This is a genomic window from Streptomyces enissocaesilis (assembly GCF_039533765.1).
Classification (GTDB): domain Bacteria; phylum Actinomycetota; class Actinomycetes; order Streptomycetales; family Streptomycetaceae; genus Streptomyces; species Streptomyces enissocaesilis.
Genome location: NZ_BAAAUD010000011.1, coordinates 22293 through 41632 on the forward strand (window position 1 = coordinate 22293; position 19340 = coordinate 41632).

Below are 19340 nucleotides of genomic sequence, written 5' to 3' on the forward strand. Positions count from 1 at the left end.
CGGGCTCGCGGCCCGGCCGGCTCGGGGCGGTAAGGAGTACACGTACACGGAGTACGGAAAGTTCTGCGCCGGGTCTTGACGGGCAGTCACGGAGCGGAGACTTTGGGAGCGCTCCCACACGGATATCGGCGCGCGTCCCGCACGGCCTGTTCTTGAATCGTTTTAAAGCCGGTCGGCGTCACCACCGGGGCCGCTCCGAGGAAGAAGGGACCCCCCAATGGCACCGTACGTCTCACGAAGAATCCCCAGGGCCCGGAGGCTGTTGTGCGCCGGTGCGGCGCTGGCGCTCCTGTCCGGCGCCGGCGCGGCGACCCACGCGTCCGCGCACCCCGCGCACCCCGCGCACCCCTCGAACACCGCGACCTCCCGGGCAGTCGGCGCGCAGGCACTCCCCGAGCCCGCCGCACCACGAGCGGCGCAGCCCACGGCGGCCGCCGTCGCACGGCAGGTGGAGGACCTGGACCGTGGCCTGGTCGGCGTCCGCTCGGGCACAGGGAACTTCGTCAGCTGGCGCTGGCTCGCCACCGACCCCGACACCGTGGCGTTCAACCTCTACCGGGGCTCGGTCAGGGTCAACGCCTCTCCGATCACCGGCTCGACGAACCACTACGACTCCGGAGCCGCCGCGGGCAGCACGTACACGGTGCGCGCCGTCGTCGGGGGAGTGGAGCAGACGCCGTCCGCCCCGGCGCTGGCCTTCGGCAGCGGTTACCGCGATGTGCCGCTCCAGGTCCCGCCGGCCGGTGACGGCTTCACGTACAGCGCCAACGACGTCAGTGTCGGCGACCTCGACGGCGACGGGCGCTACGAGTTCGTGGTGAAGTGGGATCCGTCCAACGCCAAGGACAACTCCCAGTCCGGGTACACCGGGAACGTCCTGATGGACGCCTACCGGCTCGACGGCACCCGGCTCTGGCGCATCGACCTGGGACGCAACATCAGGGCGGGCGCCCACTACACCCAGTTCCAGGTGTACGACTACGACGGGGACGGGTCCGCCGAGATCGCCATGAAGACGGCCGACGGCACCCGCGACGGCCGGGGCACGGTCATCGGCAACGCCGGTGCCGACCACCGCAACTCCGGGGGCTACGTCCTCACCGGCCCCGAGTTCCTCACGGTGTTCAGCGGCCGGACGGGCGTGGCGCTCTCCACCGTCGGCTACGACCCGCCGCGCGGGACCGTCTCCTCGTGGGGCGACTCGTACGGCAACCGTGTGGACCGTTTCCTCGCCGCCACCGCCTACCTCGACGGACAGCGGCCGAGCATCGTCATGGCGCGCGGCTACTACACGCGCAGTGTCATCGCGGCCTGGGACTTCCGCGACGGCAGGCTGACCAGGCGCTGGACCTTCGACTCCAACGCGTCCGGCAACAGCGCGTACGCCGGTCAGGGGAACCACAACCTCTCCGTCGCGGACGTGGACGCCGACGGCCGGGACGAGATCGTCTACGGCTCCATGGCCGTCGACGACACGGGCCGCGGACTGTGGAACACCCGCAACGGCCACGGGGACGCCCTGCACGTCGGCGACCTCAACCCCTCCCGGAGCGGCCTGGAGGTGTTCAAGATCGACGAGGACAGCACCAAACCGAGCTCCTGGATGGCCGACGCGCGCACCGGCCAGATCCTGTGGTCGACCCCGGCGGGCGGGGACAACGGCCGGGGAGTGTCCGCCGACATCTGGGCGGGCAGCGCGGGCGCCGAGTCCTGGTCCTCGACCGGAGGCGACGGCGTACGCGACCCGGCCGGGCGGATCGTGGGCCGCAAGCCGTCCTCGACGAACTTCCTGGCCTGGTGGGACGCCGATCCCGTACGGGAACTGCTCGACGGCACCCGCGTCGACAAGTACGGCACCGGCGGGGAGACGCGTCTGCTGACCGGCAGCGGGGTGGCCTCCAACAACGGCACCAAGGCGACCCCCGCCCTCAGCGGTGACCTCTTCGGGGACTGGCGCGAGGAGGTCGTCTGGCGCACCACCGACAGCAGCGCGCTGCGCGTGTACACCACGACCGCTCTCACCACCACGCGCATCACCACGCTGATGCACGACGTCCAGTACCGCGAGGCCGTCGCCTGGCAGAACACGGCGTACAACCAGCCGCCCCACCCGAGTTTCTTCATCGGTGACGGGATGCCGACTCCGCCGAGGCCGGCGGTGTACGCCCGCTGACCGGCCGCACACAGCCACGCACCGAGGCCGGCACCGCCCGTGGGGGCGGAGCCGGCCCGGTGTCCGTGCTGTCTTGGCTGTCTTGGGCGGATGCGCTATCCGACGGTGTCGCCGCTCCGGTGGCTGTCCCGGGGGCGCCGTCGGCCGCTGCCGGAGCCCTGGCCCCGGAGGCTGTCGCCGGCGCGGTGTTCGCCCGGGGGCGTGACGGCACCGCTGCCGCAGCTGCCGGTGGCGCTCGCCGGGGCGGCGGCCAGGACGGCCGCGGTGAGCGGCGCGGTCACGGTGGCCGCGGCGACGGCGCCGTGGCGCTTAGGTTCTCTCTCGCGGAGAGGGGGTTCTGCCATGGGGGGTTCCTCTGCTCGGAGAGTTCGAGGCGGGAGCGCCGGTCACTTGTAGGTGATGTCGGAGGCGCTGTACAGGCAGTGCGTGGAGTCCGGGCCGCTGCCGAGCTTGGTGGGCTCTCCGCTGGTGACACCCTTGTAGCGTTCGCAGGGGACGATGCTGCGGCTGCTGTCGCCGACGATGGTGACGGCCGAGAGCCGGGCGGTGTCACCGTAGTTGGAGTTGATGCCGGCGAGGGACTTGCCGGGAGCGGTGACGGTGACGTTCTGGATCACCACGTGGCGCTTGTGCTGCGTGCTGCAGTTGCCGCACGAACGGTAGAGCTTCCCGAAGTCGTTGACCTGGAAGTTCTTGATGACCATCGTGCCGGGGCCGTTGTGCTGGAAGACCTTGTCGGACGCCTTGCGGGCGCCGCCGCCGTCGATGGTCATGGTCTGGGACGCGGAGGTGCCCTTGAAGGTGGCGGCGTCCTCGCCGACGTCCTCCCACCAGACGTTCTGGAGCGTGCAGGTGCCCCTGCAGTGGATGCCGTCGGCGGCCGGAGCACCGAGGACGACGTTCTTGAGCGTGGCGCCGTCGGCCAGCTCGAAGAGCGGTCCCTGGTCCTCGTCCTGACCGCCGGAACCGAGGTCTCCGCTGCCGTAGTGACGGACCATCTTGCCGTCCACCACCCCACTCACCTTGATCGTGGTGGAGACGGCCTTCTGCCCGGTCGGCGTGGGCCAGGCGGCCGCTGCGGCGGGACCGCTGCCGATCAGCACGGCCGGCAGGGCGAGAGCCAGGGCCGACAGGAGAACGCGGGATGTCGGCATGGCTCGCCGGGTTCCGTCGCGTGGTGCCATGGTGCTCCTCCTTGATGAGTCACGTGATGAGACCGGCCCACCTGTTCATGTTCATGAACTCGGTCGGTTGCCGAGAAACTAGAGATTGGATGGGTGCATGTCAATCGATTGGGCGCGCTGTTTCCGGTGAGGGGACGTCACTTCATCCCCTTGGCCCTTCGGTTCTGTCGAGCCGGTGGGCTGGGCGAGTGTGGTGGGAGAAGGGTGGAAACGCACCCGACTGGGGGTGAGGTCGCGGGAGACCTTGTTCTTACTCATGAATATTGACTGAACTCGTGAACAGGGAGAGGGGTGCAAAGGTATTGCCCCGGAGGTGGCGGGCGTGCCACTCTCGGCCCGGAATCGCGTCCGAAGTCGCGATCATTGTTCGATATTTCGAACAGTGTGTCATGTGTGTCACCGAGCCGAAGGAGAAGCGCGTGAGCCGCACTCTGCGCAGAACCTCGTTCCTCGCCCTGCCCGCCGCCGTCATGCTGGCCCTGACGCCGTCGAGCGCCTCCGCCTACCCCGGTCCCGGAAGGGTCACGGGGGACGTGGTGGTCCACGACCCGACCATGCTCCGCACGTCGGACGGCCGGTACCTGCTCTACTCCACGCACGGCTATCTGGAGTCCCGCACCTCCACCGACCGCACCGCCTTCAGCCGCAACGGCAACGCCCTTTCCTCGCCGCCGAGTTGGTGGTCACGCTACTCGTCCGCGAACGACCCGTGGGCGCCCGACATCTCGTACCACGGCGGCCGCTACCTGATGTACTACTCCGTTTCGAGCTTCGGCTCCAACACCTCCGCCATCGGCCTCGCCACCTCCTCGACCGGTCTGCCGGGCAGCTGGAGCGATCGGGGCATCGTCCACTCCTCCACCTCCGGCAGCGACTACAACGCCATCGACCCGGACCTGTTCGTCGACGGCGACGGCAAGTGGTGGCTGGCCTTCGGCTCCCACTGGAGCGGGATCAAGATGATCCGCCTCGATCCCGGGACCGGCAAGCAGTACGCGGGGGACACCACCCGGCACTCGCTCGCCTCGCGGCCCAGCGGGGCGAGGGCGGTGGAAGGTCCGACCGTGGTCAAGCGGAACGGTTACTACTACCTCTTCGCCTCGTACGACACCTGCTGCAGCGGCACCGCCTCCACGTACAAGATCAAGGTCGGCCGGGCCACCAGTCCCACCGGGCCGTACTACGACCGCAACGGCGTCGCGATGAACAACGACGGCGGCACCGTGGTCATGGCGTCCCAGGGCTCGGTGATCGGCCCCGGTGGGCAGGACATCATGCCCGACACCGACGGCGACCTGCTCGTCTACCACTACTACGACGGCAATGACGCCGGCACGCCCAAGCTCGGCCTCAACCTGCTGAGCTGGAACGGCGGCTGGCCCACCGCGTACTGACGGCAGAACGACGGCACCACCACGCACGGACACCGGGATCGGGCCGCGTGGTCCTCCGCGAGCCCGGCTCACCTCACCCGCTCATCCCCCACCCAGGGAAGGCCCCCCTCATGAGCGATTTCCGTACCCCCGCCACCCCGCGGCGTCTCGCCGCACTCGCCGCCGGCTGCGCGGCGGCCGTCGCCCTCACCACCCTGGCCCCCGGCTCGGCGGGCGCCGCCGAAGCCGCGCCCATCGGCTTCGGCGCCGGCACCACGGGCGGCGGCAACGCCCCCGCCACCACCGTCTCCACACTCGCCGCCTTCAAGGCCGCCGTCGCGAGCGACTCGGCCAAGGTCGTGAAGGTGTCCGGCCTGATCCCGCTGTCCGGACAGGTCGACATCGGCTCCCACACCACCGTCCTGGGCGTCGGTTCGTCCTCCGGCTTCACCGGCGGCGGGCTGCGGATCAAGGAGAAGACGAACGTCGTCGTCCGCAACCTGAACATCAGCAAGCCCGTCGCCCCCGCCGACGGCATCACCGTCCAGAAGTCCACGAAGGTGTGGATCGACCACAACGCCTTCTCCGCCGACCGCAACCAGGGCGACAAGGACTACTACGACGGGCTTCTGGACATCACGCACGCGTCCGACGCGGTGACCGTGTCCTGGAACACGTTCAAGGACCACTTCAAAGGCAGCCTCGTCGGCCACAGCGACAACAACGCGGCCGAGGACACCGGGCGCCTGCGCGTGACGTACCACCACAACCACTTCAGCAACGTCTTCTCACGCATCCCCAGCCTGCGCTTCGGCACCGGCCACTTCTACGACAACTACGTACAGGGCGCCGACACCGCCGTGCACTCCCGGATGGGCGCGCAGATGCTCGTCGAGAACAACGTCTTCCGTACGACCAAGCTCGCCGTGACCACCAGCCGCAGCAGTGACGTCGACGGGTACGCGGTGCTGCGCGGCAACGATCTCGGAGGCGCCGCGACCGAGATATCCCGTACGGGCTCCTTCACGAACCCGCCGTACAGCTACACGGCGGAGCCGGCCTCCTCCGTCGTCTCCTCGGTGACGGCGGGCGCGGGCACCGGCCGGATCGGCTGACCGGCGCACAGTGGCCGCCACCCGCAGGCAGCGGGTGGCGGCCCGTCAGCGGTGGGGAAGGGGGGCCGGAGTACGCGCGTGGTCCTTCAGCGGTCCGCGAGCAGGCCGATGGGCACGGTGCGGTGCAGGACCTCGGCATGCTGCCGCGCCACCACCTCCGCCGCGACCGCGTCCCGGCGGCGCAGGGTGTCGAGGAGCGCGCGGTGCTCGTGGCGGGAGGAGCGCAGGGTGTCCAGGGGGTACGGCGGGTAGGAGTGCTGGAGCTCGCGGGCACCGGGCCGCAGGCGACGGCGATCGACGGGGCTCCGGCCGCCTCGGTCGGCCGCGCGGCCGGTGATGCCGCACTCCAGGACGAGCCGGTGGTCGATCAGCCGGGGCACCGCCTCCGGGTCCGGGTGGTGGGCGTCGGTGGCGAGAACGGTGCCCGGAGACCGGGGCGCTGCCGCCCCGCCCGCGTCGGCGTCGGTGCCGGCGTTCCAGGACACCGCCGGCACACGGCGGGACCAGGGGGTGACGGACGGTGATCTCGGCCACGCCGAGGACGGCGGCGATGTGCGCCGTGCCGGGCAGGCGCTCACCCGACACCAGCAGGCCCAGGTCCACGGCCAGAGCTGTCCGGCTGCGTACCGGGTCGAGGGCGGGCAGCCGGCGGGCGCCGCTCGGCTCGGGCACCGGGTCGCACGAGCCGTTGCGGGAGGCTGTCGAGACGCTGGACGGCTCCCGCGTGCGGCAGCCCGCCGAGCTCGCCGGGGCATCCGAGTGTCTGGCTGCTTGCCGGGCACGGTGTGCGACCGCGGACCCCGGTGCAGCCGTTCGACACCGCCCTCGGCTTCTCCCCCGCCCGACGGCGAGGCACTCGCCCTGGGGCTCGTCCGGCTGGGGCGCGGCGTGGTGCCCCTCGCCCACCTCACCCGTATGTTCCGCGTCCCGCCGCCGCAGTGCGCCTGTCGCTTGCCGCCGGGCCGCTGCGGTTGCCCGCCCCGGCCCGGCGGGAACCTGACCGGCCGCGACCCGGACGGAGGACGCCGTCGGCCCCGCCCCGTCGCCTGAACGGCGGGGGAGCGGGGCCGACGACGCGGGCCTCCTAGTAGGGGCCGTTCACATTGTCGATCGAGCCGTACCTGTCGGCGGCGTAGTTGCACGCGGCGGTGATATTGGCGACAGGGTCGTAACTGTCCAGCGACGTACCGGGCACGTGATAGGCCTGGAACGTCGGCTGGATCACCTGGAGAAGACCCTTGGAGGGTGTTCCGGCGGCGGCGTTGGAGTCCCAGTTGTTGATGGCCATCGGGTTGCCCGAGGACTCGCGCATGATGTTCCGGTGAATTCCGTCATACGTACCGGGAATACCGTGCTTGGCCATGATGGCCAGCGATTCCTTGATCCAGCCGTCGAGGTCGTTGGAATAGGACGCGGATTCCACGGCGGGGGCGTCGCTTTCGGCGGCCGGCGCGGTCTTCCGCTCGGAACGGTCGGCCCGGTCGGAGGAGGACGCCGGCCTCTCGGCCTCGGCCTCGGTCCCCCTGGCGATGGTCAGCTCCAGGCCCGGACGGATCAGCGAGGGGTTGTCGCCGACGGCCTCCCGGTTGTCCTGGTACAGCTTCTCCCAGCCACCGGCCACGGAGTGGTCACCGGCGATCTTGGAGAGCGAGTCGCCGGACATCACGGCATAGATGACGGAGTCGGCCTTCTCGACGGCGACGGCCTGCGGCGCCGCGCCGGCAGAAGTCGCGCCGAGGAGCGGGAGGACGAGTGCGGCGCCTCCCGTACCCGCGGCGATGAAGCCCCGAGTGAGTGAGGCGTACTTGGAACGGCGGTGCTTACCCTTTGCGGGCATGGTGAATTCCTCTCCGTCGCCTGCGAGGTGAGCTGTCGGGTTCGGGCTGGAGATGCCCGGCCGCATGTGAATGCGACTTCACCCCGAGCCGTTCCGGAATTCCGGAACGGCGGCTTACCTGGGTCCCCCGCTCCTGCCGTACGTGAGTGGGTGTGGTTTCCGGACGGCGGCAGGATTCGGCGGTCCACCCGGATTGACGGTGACCGTAAGCGAGAGTGGCCGGGCGGAACAAGCCCTGAAATTGCTCCGCATGATCCATATCGCGGTTCCGGACGGAGAAAAATCCGTCACTCGCCTTGAGCGAGGACTCAACTTTCTTTCTGGGGGCCGGAACTGTGCCCAGTACCGCTTCAGCCATGCCGTTGCGGGCCGTGACTCATATCACTTGGGGTGCTCCGCCGGGCAGGGGCGGGCGCCCAACCGCCTCGACCGGCAGGCTATATGCCATGCGATAAGGCGATTTAGACCTATATGACATTGGGTGGATTCGCGGCTCTCTCCGGCCGCCTTCACCCGTTACGGCCCTCCCACGCATCCGCGAAATGCAGGGGCAGCGGACCGGAGGGCACCGCCACCGGGTGTGTCGTCGACCGGTGTTCCCTGGCCGGTGGCAGCAGGACGGGCTTCGACGCGTCTGCGGGGAGGCGCGTCGGTTTGCGCCCCTGCCGGGTGCCCGGCAGGAAGAGGGAGCGGCCCGCCCCCGCCCGGTCCGCGCGCAACACCAGCCCCGACCCGCCCAGTTCGGCCGCCGCAGCTTTGAAGCGGACCGGCTTCCAATGGAGCGCCGCGGCGTCCTCGTCCAGTCCGCAGACCGCGGCGCACTCCTCCACCGGATGCGGCACCGAGCGCGCGGGGCGCTGCTCCCAGCCCGGGGCCCGGTCACCGTCGGCGGCCAGATGCTCCCCGAGTGCGGCGAAGCCGTCGCTCAGCAGCAGCCGCAGACCCGCCACGGCGGGCAGCCCGGAAGGGCTGGGCAGCCACTGGGAGGGGAGCGCGGAGTCGGGGCAGCCGTCCAGGGACTCCGGCAACGGATCGTCAGGCCCCTTGGGCGCGGCGGGATCCACGCGCAGATGACGGCACGGCGTACGTCGTGCCGCTCACCTCTGTGACCGCCGGGTGGGCGGTGAGCGCCCCGGTGGAAGGGGCTTCCCCCCCATAAGGGAGTTGCTCTGCGGCGAGAAGAGCGTGAGCGGGCCGGGCCCCGCTGTCGGTTCCTCACACAGCCGGGATATCGCCGCGCCGATCGCGCGGCGCGGCGGCTCGCCCACCGGGGTGCGGCAGGCGAGCCGGGCGGCGATCCCCGGCAGGGCCGGCAGCGCGGCTCACCCACCCGGGCCGAGGGGCCGGGGTCCAGGCAGTTCGCCCCGGCGGCGACGCGGCCGACGAGGGCGGGCAGCCGCAGGGCCGGCCACCCGCCCCGGTCGACGTCCTGATCCTGCTGCGGGGAGCGGGCCGCCTCTCCACTGGGCGGCAGCGTCTCCTGCACGGCGAGGGGGAGAAGGCGAAGAGGTACGGGAAGGGGGGCGCCCAACGCGCACAGCCACCACTCGCAGACCGCGGCAGACAATCTCCAGATGATCCGTCAGTTCCATGTTGCGCTGATCGGCAGGACAAACCCCGGGCGCCCGTCACTGACACCGCCGCCGGACCGTTCCGGGCCGCTCCGCCCCGGGGGCACGTCCCGGTCGCGCCCCTAGGATCGCGAGCATGCTCACACTGCTGCACACCTCGCCCGCCCACGTCCCCGTCTTCGAGGTGTTGCGCGACCGCGAGCACCCCGGCCTCGAAATGCGCCACGTGGTCCATGAGGAACTGCTGGCCAGGGCCCGCTCGGGTGGGCCCGGCGCCGCGGGCTCCGAGGTCGCCGCGGTGCTCGCCGCGGCCGTCGGCGAGGGCGGGGCCACGGTGGTGCTCTGCACGTGCTCCACCATCGGCGCGGTGGCGGAGGCGTACGGCGCGCGGCTCGGTGTCCCCGTGCTGCGCCTGGACCGTCCGATGGCGGCCGCGGCTGTCGCCGCCGCGCCGGAGCGCGACACGGTCCGCATAGCGGTGGTCGCCACGGTGGACAGCACCTTCGGGCCCACGTGCGACCTGATCAGGGAGGAGGCGGACGCGGCGGAGCGGCGGGCCGACATTCGCACCGTGCCGGCCGAAGGCGCGTGGAAGCACTTCGAGGACGGTGACCGGGACGGTTACCTGGACCGCGTCGCCCGGACCGTCGACGCGATCACCGGAGTGGACGTGGTGGTGCTGGCCCAGGCGTCCATGGCGGACGCGACCGCCCGCACCCGCGACGACCGCACCGCCGTGCCCGTGCTCTCCAGCCCGGGACCCGGTCTGCGCGCGGCAGCGGCGGCCGTCCGGCAGCGGTGACGGCGGGCGCCGGTACCGGTCGTTCCGGTTCACCCGTACGCGGATGTGTGACCCCGGCGGGCGGGGGCAGCCGCAGAGGGAGAAAGTGGGTCTTGACCCCGTCGCACGACAGGCAGGAGGCCAGCCATGACCCATCCGTACCCGGATCCCGTACCGCCGTCGCCGACCCCTCCCCCCGGCCCGCCCCTGCCCGGCCCCGACCCGGGCCCCCTGCCGGGCCCGGGGCCCGGACCGGTGCCGGTTCCGCCCGAGCCGGGGCCCGATCCGATCCCGAAGCCCCCGGGACCCGAGCCCGTACCCGATCCCGAGCCGGCTCCGGGACCCACGGAGGTCTGATCAGCCGGCGGGCGCTGCCGACCGGTCACCGCCCCAGAGGATGTGGAACGAATCCTCGCGGTCGGTGCGCCGGCAGGTGCGCGCCCCGAAGAAGCCGCGCTGCCCCCGGGTGAGGGCCGCGGACAGCCGCTCCGCGCGCGGCGCGTCGTAGTACGCCGACGCCGCCGAGAACCCCGGCGTCGGCACCGTAAGCGGCCCTGACCCGGTCGAGGAACACCGCCCGGATGACGCAGCCCGCGTGAGACCGGTGGGGCCGGACAGGGACCGGGCGAGGACGGCCTCCGCGATGCCCGGGGCGGGTACGCCCAGGTCCAGCGTGATCTGCGCGGGTCGGCGCCCCCCCGCCGTCCAGGTCCACTGTCGGGGCGCCGGCCTCGATTCGCTGCGAGCTCATCGATACGGAGGGCTCTCCGGATCGGGCTTCGTCTCCGGCAAGCAGAGGCAGAACACCACCAGGACCACCAGGAGCCGGCAACGGACAGGGCCGTACCCGGCGAAACACCCCACCCGATCCGGACCGGGCACCGAACGCGTCCTCGTCCGCGCGGCGGTCTGTTGAACCACCACCAGCCACCTCCGGGCCACTACGCCCCAAGACCCCTCGCGGGTCGGCTCCTCAGCGTTGTTTTTCGGCGAGAACTGGCGAGAACTGGCGAGAACCACGGGGGCCTGTCCCGACGGGCCCGAGGAGGATGACGAGAGAAAGCCGGATCGACCCTCTCAAGGGTGTTCCGCCTGGCCGTAAGCCGGTTCTTTGAGGCGTGAACATTTTTGCCTGCGCCTGGACCGTCAACGGTAGATGAATAACAGGCATACGGCAGATGGCGGAACGATGTCGCATGTCGTCCGGAAGATGTCATGGAAGCTGTCATTCCGCGCCACACGCGACACCTGCACCTCACCAGTCCAAGACGCCACAACCGCCTCCACGCAGGGATTCGGCCAAGTGGCGAGGGCGGCCAGGTTCAGCCATCGGTACGCCTCCGGCGTACGGGGCCGCCGATGGAAGGGGGTGTCCAGCGGCAACTCGCGCCTCATGAGACGGCGTTGACACGCTCCGTGTTCGATCGCTAACTTCACGGCGTCGTCGCCACACCAGGAGCACGAGGCTCCATCGGGACTAGCGACGCGGAGGACACTCTCCGTTGACGACGTTGACTGCTGTGACAGCGACAACCACCACCACCGGACTCTTCAGGGTTCAGCCCTACACTCCGCACTGCCAGGTGATTCACGCCGAGGCGGATCATGCCCTCATCGGGATCTCACCCGGTAACAGTTATTTCTCCGCCCGGCGGGTCCTGGATCTCGGCCGCTGGGGGGTCGACCACTTCCGCGAGGTCGACATCCTCTACACCGACCTGCATGTGGCCGAGATGTACGAGGCCTTCGGGTACGACCCCGTCGACGCCCAGCGCAAGGCGGTCAAGAACCTGCGCGGCGTCCGGGCCAAGGTGAACAACGCGGCGTCCGCCCTCGACCCGGGCGACGGCCGGGTCCGGGCCCGCGCCCTGTCCGAGTTCACCGACAATCCGGCCTACCGGGAGATCCACACCCGGATACTGGAACTCCTCGACATCGACGACGAGTTCCGCGGGATCTGCGAGGAGCTCGCGGACTACTTCCTGTCCACCAAGTCGGACAGGAAGTCCAGTACGGCACGGCAGCGCGAGGTCTGCCTGAAGTACATATGTGCCGAGGCGCCGCTCTTCCTGGACACCCCCGCGATTTTCGGGGTCCCGTCCTCGCTGAACTGCTACCACCAGCTCCTGCCGATGGCCGAGCTGCTGTACTCCCGAGGCGCGGGGCTGCGCGCCTCCCGCAACCAGGGTCACGCCATCATCACGCCCGCCGAAGGAGCCCCCGATGTCCGTTGAGACGCTGCCCGAGACGCTGATCGACTTCCCGTTCGACTGGCGCGGTGACCGGCTCCCCGCGGAGATCGAGGCCCTTCGCGCCGAGCCGGTCAAGAAGGTCCGTACGATCGCGGGCGACGAGGCCTGGCTGGTGTCCTCCTATTCCCTGTGCAAGCAGGTGCTGGAGGACACGAGATTCAGCCTGAAGGACACCTCGGCCCCCGGAGTGCCCCGGCAGTACGCGCTGACGATCCCACCCGAGGTCGTCAACAACATGGGGAACATCACCGGCGCCGGCCTGCGCAAGGCCGTACTCAAAGCGATCAATCCGAAGTCCGAGGGCCTCGTGGACTGGATGCGCGCGCACGCCGCCGAGCTGATCGACGGCATCATCGCCACCGGCGCACCGGCCGATCTGCGCGCGGCGTTCACCAACCCCTATGCGGAGGCGCTGCACTGCCGGATCCTCGGCATCCCGTTCGAGGACGCGCCGAAACTGGCGGCCAGCCTGGACATCGCGTTCATGAACTCGGCCTGCCCCGTCACCGGCGCCAAGCTCAACTGGGACCGGGACATGGCCTACATGGTGGAGCGGCTGGACGACCCGGCCACCACCGGGCTGATGGCCGAGCTCGCCGCGTTGCGTGACGACCCGGACTACGCGCACCTGACCGACGAGATGCTCGCGACGGTCGGCGTGACCTTCTTCGGCGCCGGCGTGATCTCCACCATGGGCTTCCTGAGCATGGCGGTCTTCGCGCTGATGCAGCACCCGGAGCTCCAGGCAGAGCTGCTGGCGGACCGGTCGAAGATCCCGGCGGCGGTCGACGAACTGCTGCGGATCAACCTGTCCATCGCCGACGGTCTGCCGCGGCTGGCCACGGAGGACATCCAGCTGGGCGACGCGCTGGTGAGGAAGGGCGAGCTGGTACTGGTCCTGGTCGAGGGCGCCAACTTCGATCCGGACGCCTTCGACGACCCGCACAAGGTGGACCTGGAGCGGCCGAACAACTCGACGCACCTGTCCTTCGGTGGCGGCCAGCACTACTGCCCGGCCACCGCACTCGGCAAGAAGCACGCCGAGATCGCACTGGAGACGCTGCTCGACAAGATGCCCGAGCTGCGGCTCGCGGTTCCGGTGGACCAACTGGTGTGGCGGACCCGCTTCATGAAGCGGATTCCGGAGCGCCTGCCGGTGATGTGGTAATCGGCCCCAGCGATCGGACGGCTGCCTCTCGGGCCGGCAGGGCATAGAGGGGGAGGGGCCGCGGCGGGCACCGAGGAGTCGGCCGCGGCCCCTTGCCGTCACAAGCGACCCGATGACCTGTGGGAGCCATGACCCCGTCGCTGCCGGCGCGGCCGCCCAGGCGCTGTCGGCAGCGACGGGCGTATCAGAAGGGGGCTCGCACCGGGCCTTCGCCGGCCGACCGGGCCCGACCGGGCAGCAGGCACCACCTCGTCGTCCCCGGTCTGCTCCGGCTTGCTTGCGGCACCATCTGTTCGAGAGGACTCCGCACCTCATTCCGGAGCGGTCAGCCGGCGGACGCCGCGGGTTTCCCGGCCGGGTGGGGGTTTCGGCAGGCCGGTGAGAGCGTCGATGCCGAGGTGTTCCTGGAGGAGGGCTTTGAGGCCGCGGCCGTGGACGAGTGACCACACGTCTTCCCCTTCGGCAGTGGCGATGATGGCGTCCGCTGGTCAGTTCCCTGCGGCGAAGCATCACGAGAGCACTGATGATCCGGTGGGCTCTCCTGGCCTCGTGACCTGTTGACTCCCAGCTGAACCCGGTCCGTGCAGCTCGCAGGGAAAGTGATGCAATTTCCTTGCGTGTTTTGCGTTAGCCTTGCGTGTATGACGCGACGACTTGCTCAGGTGGCTAAGAAGGTGGGAGTCAGCGAGGCCACGGTCAGCCGGGTACTCAACGGCAAGCCCGGGGTCTCGGATGCGACCCGGCAGTCCGTACTGACGGCGCTGGACGTACTGGGATACGAGCGGCCCACACAGCTGCGGGGCGAGCGTGCGCGCCTTGTGGGACTCGTCCTGCCTGAGCTCCAGAACCCCATCTTTCCCGCGTTCGCGGAAGTGATCGGGGGCGCGCTGGCACAGCAGGGGCTGACGCCTGTGCTGTGCACACAGACCAAGGGCGGGGTCTCGGAGGCCGACTACGTGGAGCTGCTGCTCCAGCAGCAGGTCTCCGGAGTCGTCTTCGCGGGCGGCTTGTTCGCGCAGGCCGACGCCCCGCACGCCCACTACCGACAGCTGGCCGAACGCAACATCCCGGTAGTCCTCATCAACGCGCCCATCGCGGGACTGGACTTCCCCTGTGTCTCCTGCGACGACGCGGTCGCCGTCGAGCAGGCGTGGCGCCATCTCGCCTCGCTCGGACACGAAAGAATCGGTTTGATTCTCGGCCCCGCTGATCACATTCCGTCGCGTCGGAAGATGGAGGCCGCCGGGGTGGCGGCGAAGGCGGCCGGCGGGGAGCTGGCAGAGGAGTTCGTCGAGCGGTCGATGTTTTCGCTCGAGGGGGGCCAGGCGGCCGCATCCCGTCTGCTGGAACGCGGGGTGACGGGAATCGTCTGCGCGAGTGATCCTTTGGCGTTGGGGGCCATCAGGGCTGCCCGTCGGCGGGGCCTCACGGTTCCCTCGGACGTCTCGGTCGTCGGGTTCGACGACTCTGCTTTCATGAACTGCACCGAGCCGCCCCTGTCGACGGTGCGGCAGCCCATCGAGGCGATGGGGCGAGCCGCAGTCGAGCTGCTCTGCGCCCAGATCCAGGGTTCACAGACCCACCCCGGCGAGCTTCTCTTCGAACCGGAGCTGGTCGTCCGCGGCTCGACGGCCCAGCCGCCCGCCGCATAGCGCCTGGACTTCCGGGCTTCCGGCACTCGGGCCCCGGCGCCGCTCAGGCGCCGGGGCCCGAGTGCTTTCTGTGCTCCGTCGACCACAACCGGCTGTCGATATGTTTCGTTTGCTACGGCGGATATTGCGTCCACCTCGTCATGACGGTTGAGTGGCGGCGTTGCCGCCGGGTCGGATTCACGCGGGCGGGCGCGTCGCCGGCCTCCGCCCGGACTCCCGCGGCTGCGCCTGGACCACCAGCGCGTGCCGCTTTTTCCGCAGGTGTGTCCCCGTCATGTCGTCCTGCTTCAGGACCGCCGGATCCGCACCGGCCCAGCCGGGTTCTCTGCCCTCCCCGGTAGTCCCGAGGGCGCTTCGCGGCCGGACTGCCGGGCTTTTGCCGCACCCCCCGACGACATGTGGGTCCCGCCGGGCGGCCGTAACCGGAAGGGCGGCCCCTGCCTACGGTCGCCGCCAGGCCCGCGTCGCTGACCTGCGGGAACGGTCGTCTCAACTCGCTGAGCTGTCACGGCCGTTGACAAAGTGGTGACCTGGTAGAAACCTGTCACCTTGGCAACGCAAAAGATTGACCGAATAACTCAAAACCAGTAGGTATGCGCTGCCGTTTCCTCGCAGGTCCCGTGTCAGGTACCTGATGAGGGTTCCTGTCATCGTCCACTCGGCGCACCGGCACACGCGCCTCGTCGCCTCACCTCCGTCGACTGCGTGTCGGTGAAAGGGCGGGTGCCGAGCCGTGGCCGTCTGCCCGGATCATGGAACAAGAGGCCATCATGAGAGGCAAACACCAGGGCTGGCGGCTGATCGCCGGCGCGGTGACAGCCGGTTTGATCGCGGTCGGGCTGTTGCCCGTCACCGCCCATGCCGCGGCGGAGGAAGTCAACCTGGCTCTCGGCAAGTCCGCGAAGGCCGGTGGAGCGCACAGTGCCTACCCGGCCGGGAACGTCACCGACGGAAGCCAGCAGTCGTACTGGGAAGGGCCCGCGGGCGCCTTTCCGCAGTGGGTCCAGGTGGACCTCGGAGGCAATGTCCGGGCCGACCGGGTGGCGCTGAAGCTTCCCACCGGGTGGGAGGCGCGTAACCAGACCCTCAATGTGCAGGGAAGCACCGACGGCAGTGCCTTCAGCACTCTCGCCGCGTCGAGTGCCCGTGCCTTCGATCCGGCCAGGGCGAACACCGTGAGTATCGGTTTCACGGCTGCCACGGTCCGGTTCGTACGGGTGCAGGTGAACTCCAACTCCGGTTGGAACGCGGCGCAGCTCTCCGAGCTGGAGGTCTACGGAGAGGGCGGCGAGGGGCCGGGGGAGCCACCGACGACCGGTTCGAACCTGGCGCGCAACAAGCCCATCGAGGCCACTTCGACGACGCAGACCTACGTCGCGGCGAACGCCAATGACGACAGCCTCACCAGCTACTGGGAGTCCTCCGGATTCCCGTCCAGTCTGACGGTGAAGCTCGGCGCGAACGCCGACGTCGAGGCCGTGGTCGTCAAGTTGAACCCCGATCAGGCGTGGGGACCGAGGACCCAGGCGATCCAGGTCCTCGGCCGTGAGCAGTCGGCCACCGGTTTCACCTCGCTCAAGGCGCGGGCCGACTACACGTTCAGTCCGGCCGGGAAGAACACCGTCACGATCCCGGTGACCGGCCGGTACGCGGACATGCGGCTCACCTTCTTCTCCAACAGCGGTGGCACCGGTGCGCAGGTCGCGGAGTTCCAGGTCGTGGGCGCGGCGGCACCGAACCCCGACCTCACCGTCACCGACCTGACCTGGTCCCCGTCCTCCCCGTCCGAGACCGACACGGTGAAGGTCAACGCCACGGTGCGCAACGCGGGGACCGCCCCGGCGGCCGCCACCACGGTGAACGTCAGCCTGGAGGGCACGGTGGCCGGTTCCGCTCCGGTGGCCGCGCTCGCGGCCGGAGCCTCGGCGACCGTTCCGGTCACGGTGGGCAAGCGTCCGGTGGGTTCGTACACCGTCTCGGCGGTCGTCGACCCCACCGACACCGTCGCGGAGCAGGACAACAGCAACAACAGCCGGACGGCGTCGACGAAGCTGGTCGTCGGCCAGAGCCCGGGGCCGGACCTGCGGGTCACGGGCATCACCTCCACCCCGGCCGCCCCGGCGGTCGGCGCGTCGGTCGGCTTCAGCGTGGCGGTACAGAACCGGGGCACCACGGGTGTCGCGGCCGGGACGGTGACCCGACTGGTCGCCGGCACCACCACACTCAACGGCACCGCGGGCGCGATCGCCGCGGGCGACACCGTCACCGTCCCGATCAGCGGCCGCTGGACGGCCACGAGCGGCGGCGTCACACTGACCGCGACGGCCGACGCCACGGGCACGGTCACCGAGACCGACGAGAACAACAACGTCTTCGCGCGCTCCGTCGTCGTCGGACGCGGCGCGGCGGTGCCGTACACCGAGTACGAGGCCGAGGACGCCCGCTACCAGGGCACGCTCCTCACCTCCGACCAGAAGCGGACCTTCGGCCACACCAACTTCGCCACCGAGTCCTCCGGCCGGCAGTCGGTGCGGCTCAACTCGACCGGCCAGTTCGTGGAGTTCACCTCCGCCAACGCCGCGAACTCGATCGTCGTGCGCAACTCGATCCCCGACGCCCCGGCCGGCGGCGGCGCCGAAGCGACGATCAGCCTCTACGTCAACGACACCTTCAGCCGGAAGCTGACACTCTCCTCCAAGCACAGCTGGCTGTACGGGAAGACCGACGACCCCGAGGGCCTGACCAACACCCCGCAGGCGGACGCGCGACGGCTCTTCGACGAGTCCCACGCGCTCCTGACGCAGACCTACCCGGCGGGGACGAAGTTCCGGCTCCAGCGTGACGCCGGGGACACGGCCTCCTTCTACATCCTCGACCTGATCGACCTGGAGCAGGTCGCACCGCCGGCGGCGCAGCCCGCGGGCTGCACCTCGATCACGCACTACGGCGCCGTGCCGAACGACGGCATCGACGACACCGACGCCATCCAGCGCGCGGTGACAGCAGACCAGAAGGGTGAGATCGGCTGCGTCTGGATCCCGGCCGGCCAGTGGCGGCAGGAGCAGAAGATCCTGACCGACGACCCGCAGAACCGCGGTCAGTTCAACGTGGTGGGCATCCGCGATGTGACGATCCGCGGCGCGGGCATGTGGCACTCCCAGTTCTACACCCTCACCCCGCCGCACCAGGCGGGCGGCATCAACCACCCGCACGAGGGAAACTTCGGCTTCGACATCGACCACAACACCCAGATATCCGACATCGCCATCTTCGGCTCCGGCACCATCCGCGGCGGTGACGGCAACCAGGAGGGCGGAGTCGGCCTCAACGGGCGGTTCGGCAAGGGCACGAAGATCAGCAACGTGTGGATCGAGCACGCGAACGTCGGCGTGTGGGCCGGACGCGACTACTCCAACGTGCCGGAGCTGTGGGGGCCGGGCGACGGCGTGGAGTTCAGCGGGATGCGGATTCGCAACACGTACGCCGACGGCATCAACTTCGCCAACGGTACGCGCAACTCGACCGTCTACAACTCCTCCTTCCGCAACAACGGCGACGACGCGCTCGCGGTCTGGGCCAGCAAGTACGTGAAGGACACGTCGGTGGACGTCGGTCACGACAACCACTTCCGCAACAACACGATCCAGCTGCCGTGGCGCGCCAACGGCATCGCGATCTACGGCGGTTACGGCAACACCATCGAGAACAACATCATCTCCGACACCATGAACTACCCGGGGATCATGCTGGCGACCGACCACGACCCGCTGCCCTTCTCCGGGCAGACCCTCATCGCCAACAACGCCCTCCACCGCACCGGTGGCGCTTTCTGGAACGAGGACCAGGAGTTCGGCGCCATCACCCTCTTCGCGCAGGGCCAGGACATCCCGGGTGTCACCATCCGCGACACGGACATCATCGACTCCACCTACGACGGTATCCAGTTCAAGACGGGTGGCGGCGCGATGCCGGGCGTGAAGGTCACGAACGTCCGCATCGACAAGTCGAACAACGGCTCCGGCATCCTCGCGATGAGCGGCGCCCGGGGCAGTGCCACCCTCACGGACGTCACCATCACCAACTCGGCCGACGGCGACGTCCTGGTCGAGCCCGGCTCGCAGTTCGTCGTCAACAGGGCGGGTTAGCCGGCCGTTTCCGCGCGGCGAAGCGCTCTCGCCCCGGCCGCCACCGCGGCCGGGGCGAGGACCGCGCGCGACCGCGCGCTCCCTTGCGT

General features: G+C 70.0%; 14 protein-coding genes, 1 pseudogene and 1 riboswitch. Of the genes and pseudogenes, 8 read left to right on the forward strand and 7 right to left on the reverse strand.

Annotation, left to right across the window (positions count from 1 at the left end):
• Positions 1 to 217: 217 nt before the first annotated feature.
• Entirely contained in the window at positions 218 to 2173 is a 1956-nt protein-coding gene (locus ABD374_RS04120) for a rhamnogalacturonan lyase (RefSeq protein ID WP_344490761.1), read from the forward strand.
• Positions 2174 to 2268: 95 nt separating this feature from the next.
• On the opposite strand, the gene ABD374_RS04125 is transcribed toward ABD374_RS04120, so the two are convergent.
• The gene (locus tag ABD374_RS04125) at positions 2269 to 2517 is read right to left on the reverse strand and encodes a hypothetical protein (RefSeq protein ID WP_344490764.1); all 249 of its coding nucleotides are present in this window, start codon (positions 2515 to 2517) and stop codon (positions 2269 to 2271) included.
• 42 nt (positions 2518 to 2559) lie between these two features.
• Positions 2560 to 3357, reverse strand: coding sequence for a pectate lyase (locus ABD374_RS04130; protein ID WP_344490767.1), 798 nt, complete (start codon positions 3355 to 3357; stop codon positions 2560 to 2562).
• Between the two features lie 389 nt (positions 3358 to 3746).
• On the opposite strand from ABD374_RS04130, the gene ABD374_RS04135 reads away from it, so the two are divergent.
• Positions 3747 to 4751 carry an arabinan endo-1,5-alpha-L-arabinosidase gene (locus ABD374_RS04135; protein ID WP_344490770.1) on the forward strand — a complete coding sequence of 335 codons (1005 nt, stop codon included), beginning with the start codon at positions 3747 to 3749 and terminating at the stop codon, positions 4749 to 4751.
• A gap of 110 nt (positions 4752 to 4861) precedes the next feature.
• Complete coding sequence (locus ABD374_RS04140) at positions 4862 to 5845, forward strand: pectate lyase family protein (RefSeq protein WP_344490774.1); 984 nt, start codon at positions 4862 to 4864, stop codon at positions 5843 to 5845.
• 86 nt (positions 5846 to 5931) lie between these two features.
• Here ABD374_RS04140 and ABD374_RS04145 read toward each other — a convergent pair whose 3' ends face one another.
• From ABD374_RS04145 to ABD374_RS04155, 3 genes are all read right to left on the reverse strand, one after another.
• Positions 5932 to 6330, reverse strand: a complete 399-nt coding sequence (locus ABD374_RS04145) for a hypothetical protein (protein WP_344490777.1) — start codon at positions 6328 to 6330, stop codon at positions 5932 to 5934.
• 599 nt (positions 6331 to 6929) lie between these two features.
• Positions 6930 to 7682, reverse strand: coding sequence for a transglycosylase SLT domain-containing protein (locus tag ABD374_RS04150; RefSeq protein WP_344490780.1), 753 nt, complete (start codon positions 7680 to 7682; stop codon positions 6930 to 6932).
• Positions 7683 to 7684: 2 nt separating this feature from the next.
• Positions 7685 to 7845: riboswitch (cyclic di-AMP (ydaO/yuaA leader) on the reverse strand.
• A 346-nt stretch (positions 7846 to 8191) separates the two neighbouring features.
• Positions 8192 to 8746, reverse strand: a complete 555-nt coding sequence (locus ABD374_RS04155; RefSeq protein ID WP_344490782.1) for a hypothetical protein — start codon at positions 8744 to 8746, stop codon at positions 8192 to 8194.
• Between the two features lie 643 nt (positions 8747 to 9389).
• Between ABD374_RS04155 and ABD374_RS04160 the strand changes: the two genes are divergently transcribed.
• The gene (locus ABD374_RS04160) at positions 9390 to 10055 is read left to right on the forward strand and encodes an aspartate/glutamate racemase family protein (protein WP_344490785.1); all 666 of its coding nucleotides are present in this window, start codon (positions 9390 to 9392) and stop codon (positions 10053 to 10055) included.
• Positions 10056 to 10391: 336 nt separating this feature from the next.
• On the opposite strand, the pseudogene ABD374_RS04165 reads toward ABD374_RS04160, so the two are convergent.
• A pseudogene (locus ABD374_RS04165) lies at positions 10392 to 10730 on the reverse strand (hypothetical protein); the annotation flags it as partial.
• Between the two features lie 824 nt (positions 10731 to 11554).
• On the opposite strand from ABD374_RS04165, the gene ABD374_RS04170 reads away from it, so the two are divergent.
• Entirely contained in the window at positions 11555 to 12268 is a 714-nt protein-coding gene (locus tag ABD374_RS04170) for a cyclodityrosine synthase (RefSeq protein ID WP_344490788.1), read from the forward strand.
• Positions 12258 to 13454 carry a cytochrome P450 gene (locus tag ABD374_RS04175; RefSeq protein WP_344490791.1) on the forward strand — a complete coding sequence of 399 codons (1197 nt, stop codon included), beginning with the start codon at positions 12258 to 12260 and terminating at the stop codon, positions 13452 to 13454. The genes ABD374_RS04170 and ABD374_RS04175 overlap by 11 nt, the downstream gene beginning before the upstream one ends.
• Before the next feature lie 311 nt (positions 13455 to 13765).
• On the opposite strand, the gene ABD374_RS04180 is transcribed toward ABD374_RS04175, so the two are convergent.
• Entirely contained in the window at positions 13766 to 13903 is a 138-nt protein-coding gene (locus ABD374_RS04180) for a hypothetical protein (protein ID WP_344490794.1), read from the reverse strand.
• Positions 13904 to 14095: 192 nt separating this feature from the next.
• Here ABD374_RS04180 and ABD374_RS04185 point away from each other — a divergent pair, with 192 nt between their 5' ends.
• Together ABD374_RS04185 and ABD374_RS04190 are read left to right on the forward strand one after the other, a co-directional pair.
• Positions 14096 to 15106: a LacI family DNA-binding transcriptional regulator gene (locus ABD374_RS04185; protein WP_344490797.1), complete on the forward strand. Its 1011-nt coding sequence runs from the start codon at positions 14096 to 14098 to the stop codon at positions 15104 to 15106.
• A gap of 770 nt (positions 15107 to 15876) precedes the next feature.
• Positions 15877 to 19251 (forward strand): CARDB domain-containing protein, encoded by a 3375-nt coding sequence (locus tag ABD374_RS04190; protein WP_344490800.1) that lies wholly within the window; start codon positions 15877 to 15879, stop codon positions 19249 to 19251.
• The last annotated feature ends 89 nt before the right edge of the window (positions 19252 to 19340 follow it).

Coding starts and splice junctions, on each gene's coding strand:
- ABD374_RS04120 (WP_344490761.1), top strand. CDS start 218: ATGGCACCGTACGTCTCACGAAGAATCCCCAGGGCCCGGAGGCTGTTG.
- ABD374_RS04125 (WP_344490764.1), bottom strand. CDS start 2,517: ATGGCAGAACCCCCTCTCCGCGAGAGAGAACCTAAGCGCCACGGCGCC.
- ABD374_RS04130 (WP_344490767.1), bottom strand. CDS start 3,357: ATGGCACCACGCGACGGAACCCGGCGAGCCATGCCGACATCCCGCGTT.
- ABD374_RS04135 (WP_344490770.1), top strand. CDS start 3,747: ATGTGTGTCACCGAGCCGAAGGAGAAGCGCGTGAGCCGCACTCTGCGC.
- ABD374_RS04140 (WP_344490774.1), top strand. CDS start 4,862: ATGAGCGATTTCCGTACCCCCGCCACCCCGCGGCGTCTCGCCGCACTC.
- ABD374_RS04150 (WP_344490780.1), bottom strand. CDS start 7,682: ATGCCCGCAAAGGGTAAGCACCGCCGTTCCAAGTACGCCTCACTCACT.
- ABD374_RS04160 (WP_344490785.1), top strand. CDS start 9,390: ATGCTCACACTGCTGCACACCTCGCCCGCCCACGTCCCCGTCTTCGAG.
- ABD374_RS04175 (WP_344490791.1), top strand. CDS start 12,258: ATGTCCGTTGAGACGCTGCCCGAGACGCTGATCGACTTCCCGTTCGAC.
- ABD374_RS04185 (WP_344490797.1), top strand. CDS start 14,096: ATGACGCGACGACTTGCTCAGGTGGCTAAGAAGGTGGGAGTCAGCGAG.
- ABD374_RS04190 (WP_344490800.1), top strand. CDS start 15,877: ATGAGAGGCAAACACCAGGGCTGGCGGCTGATCGCCGGCGCGGTGACA.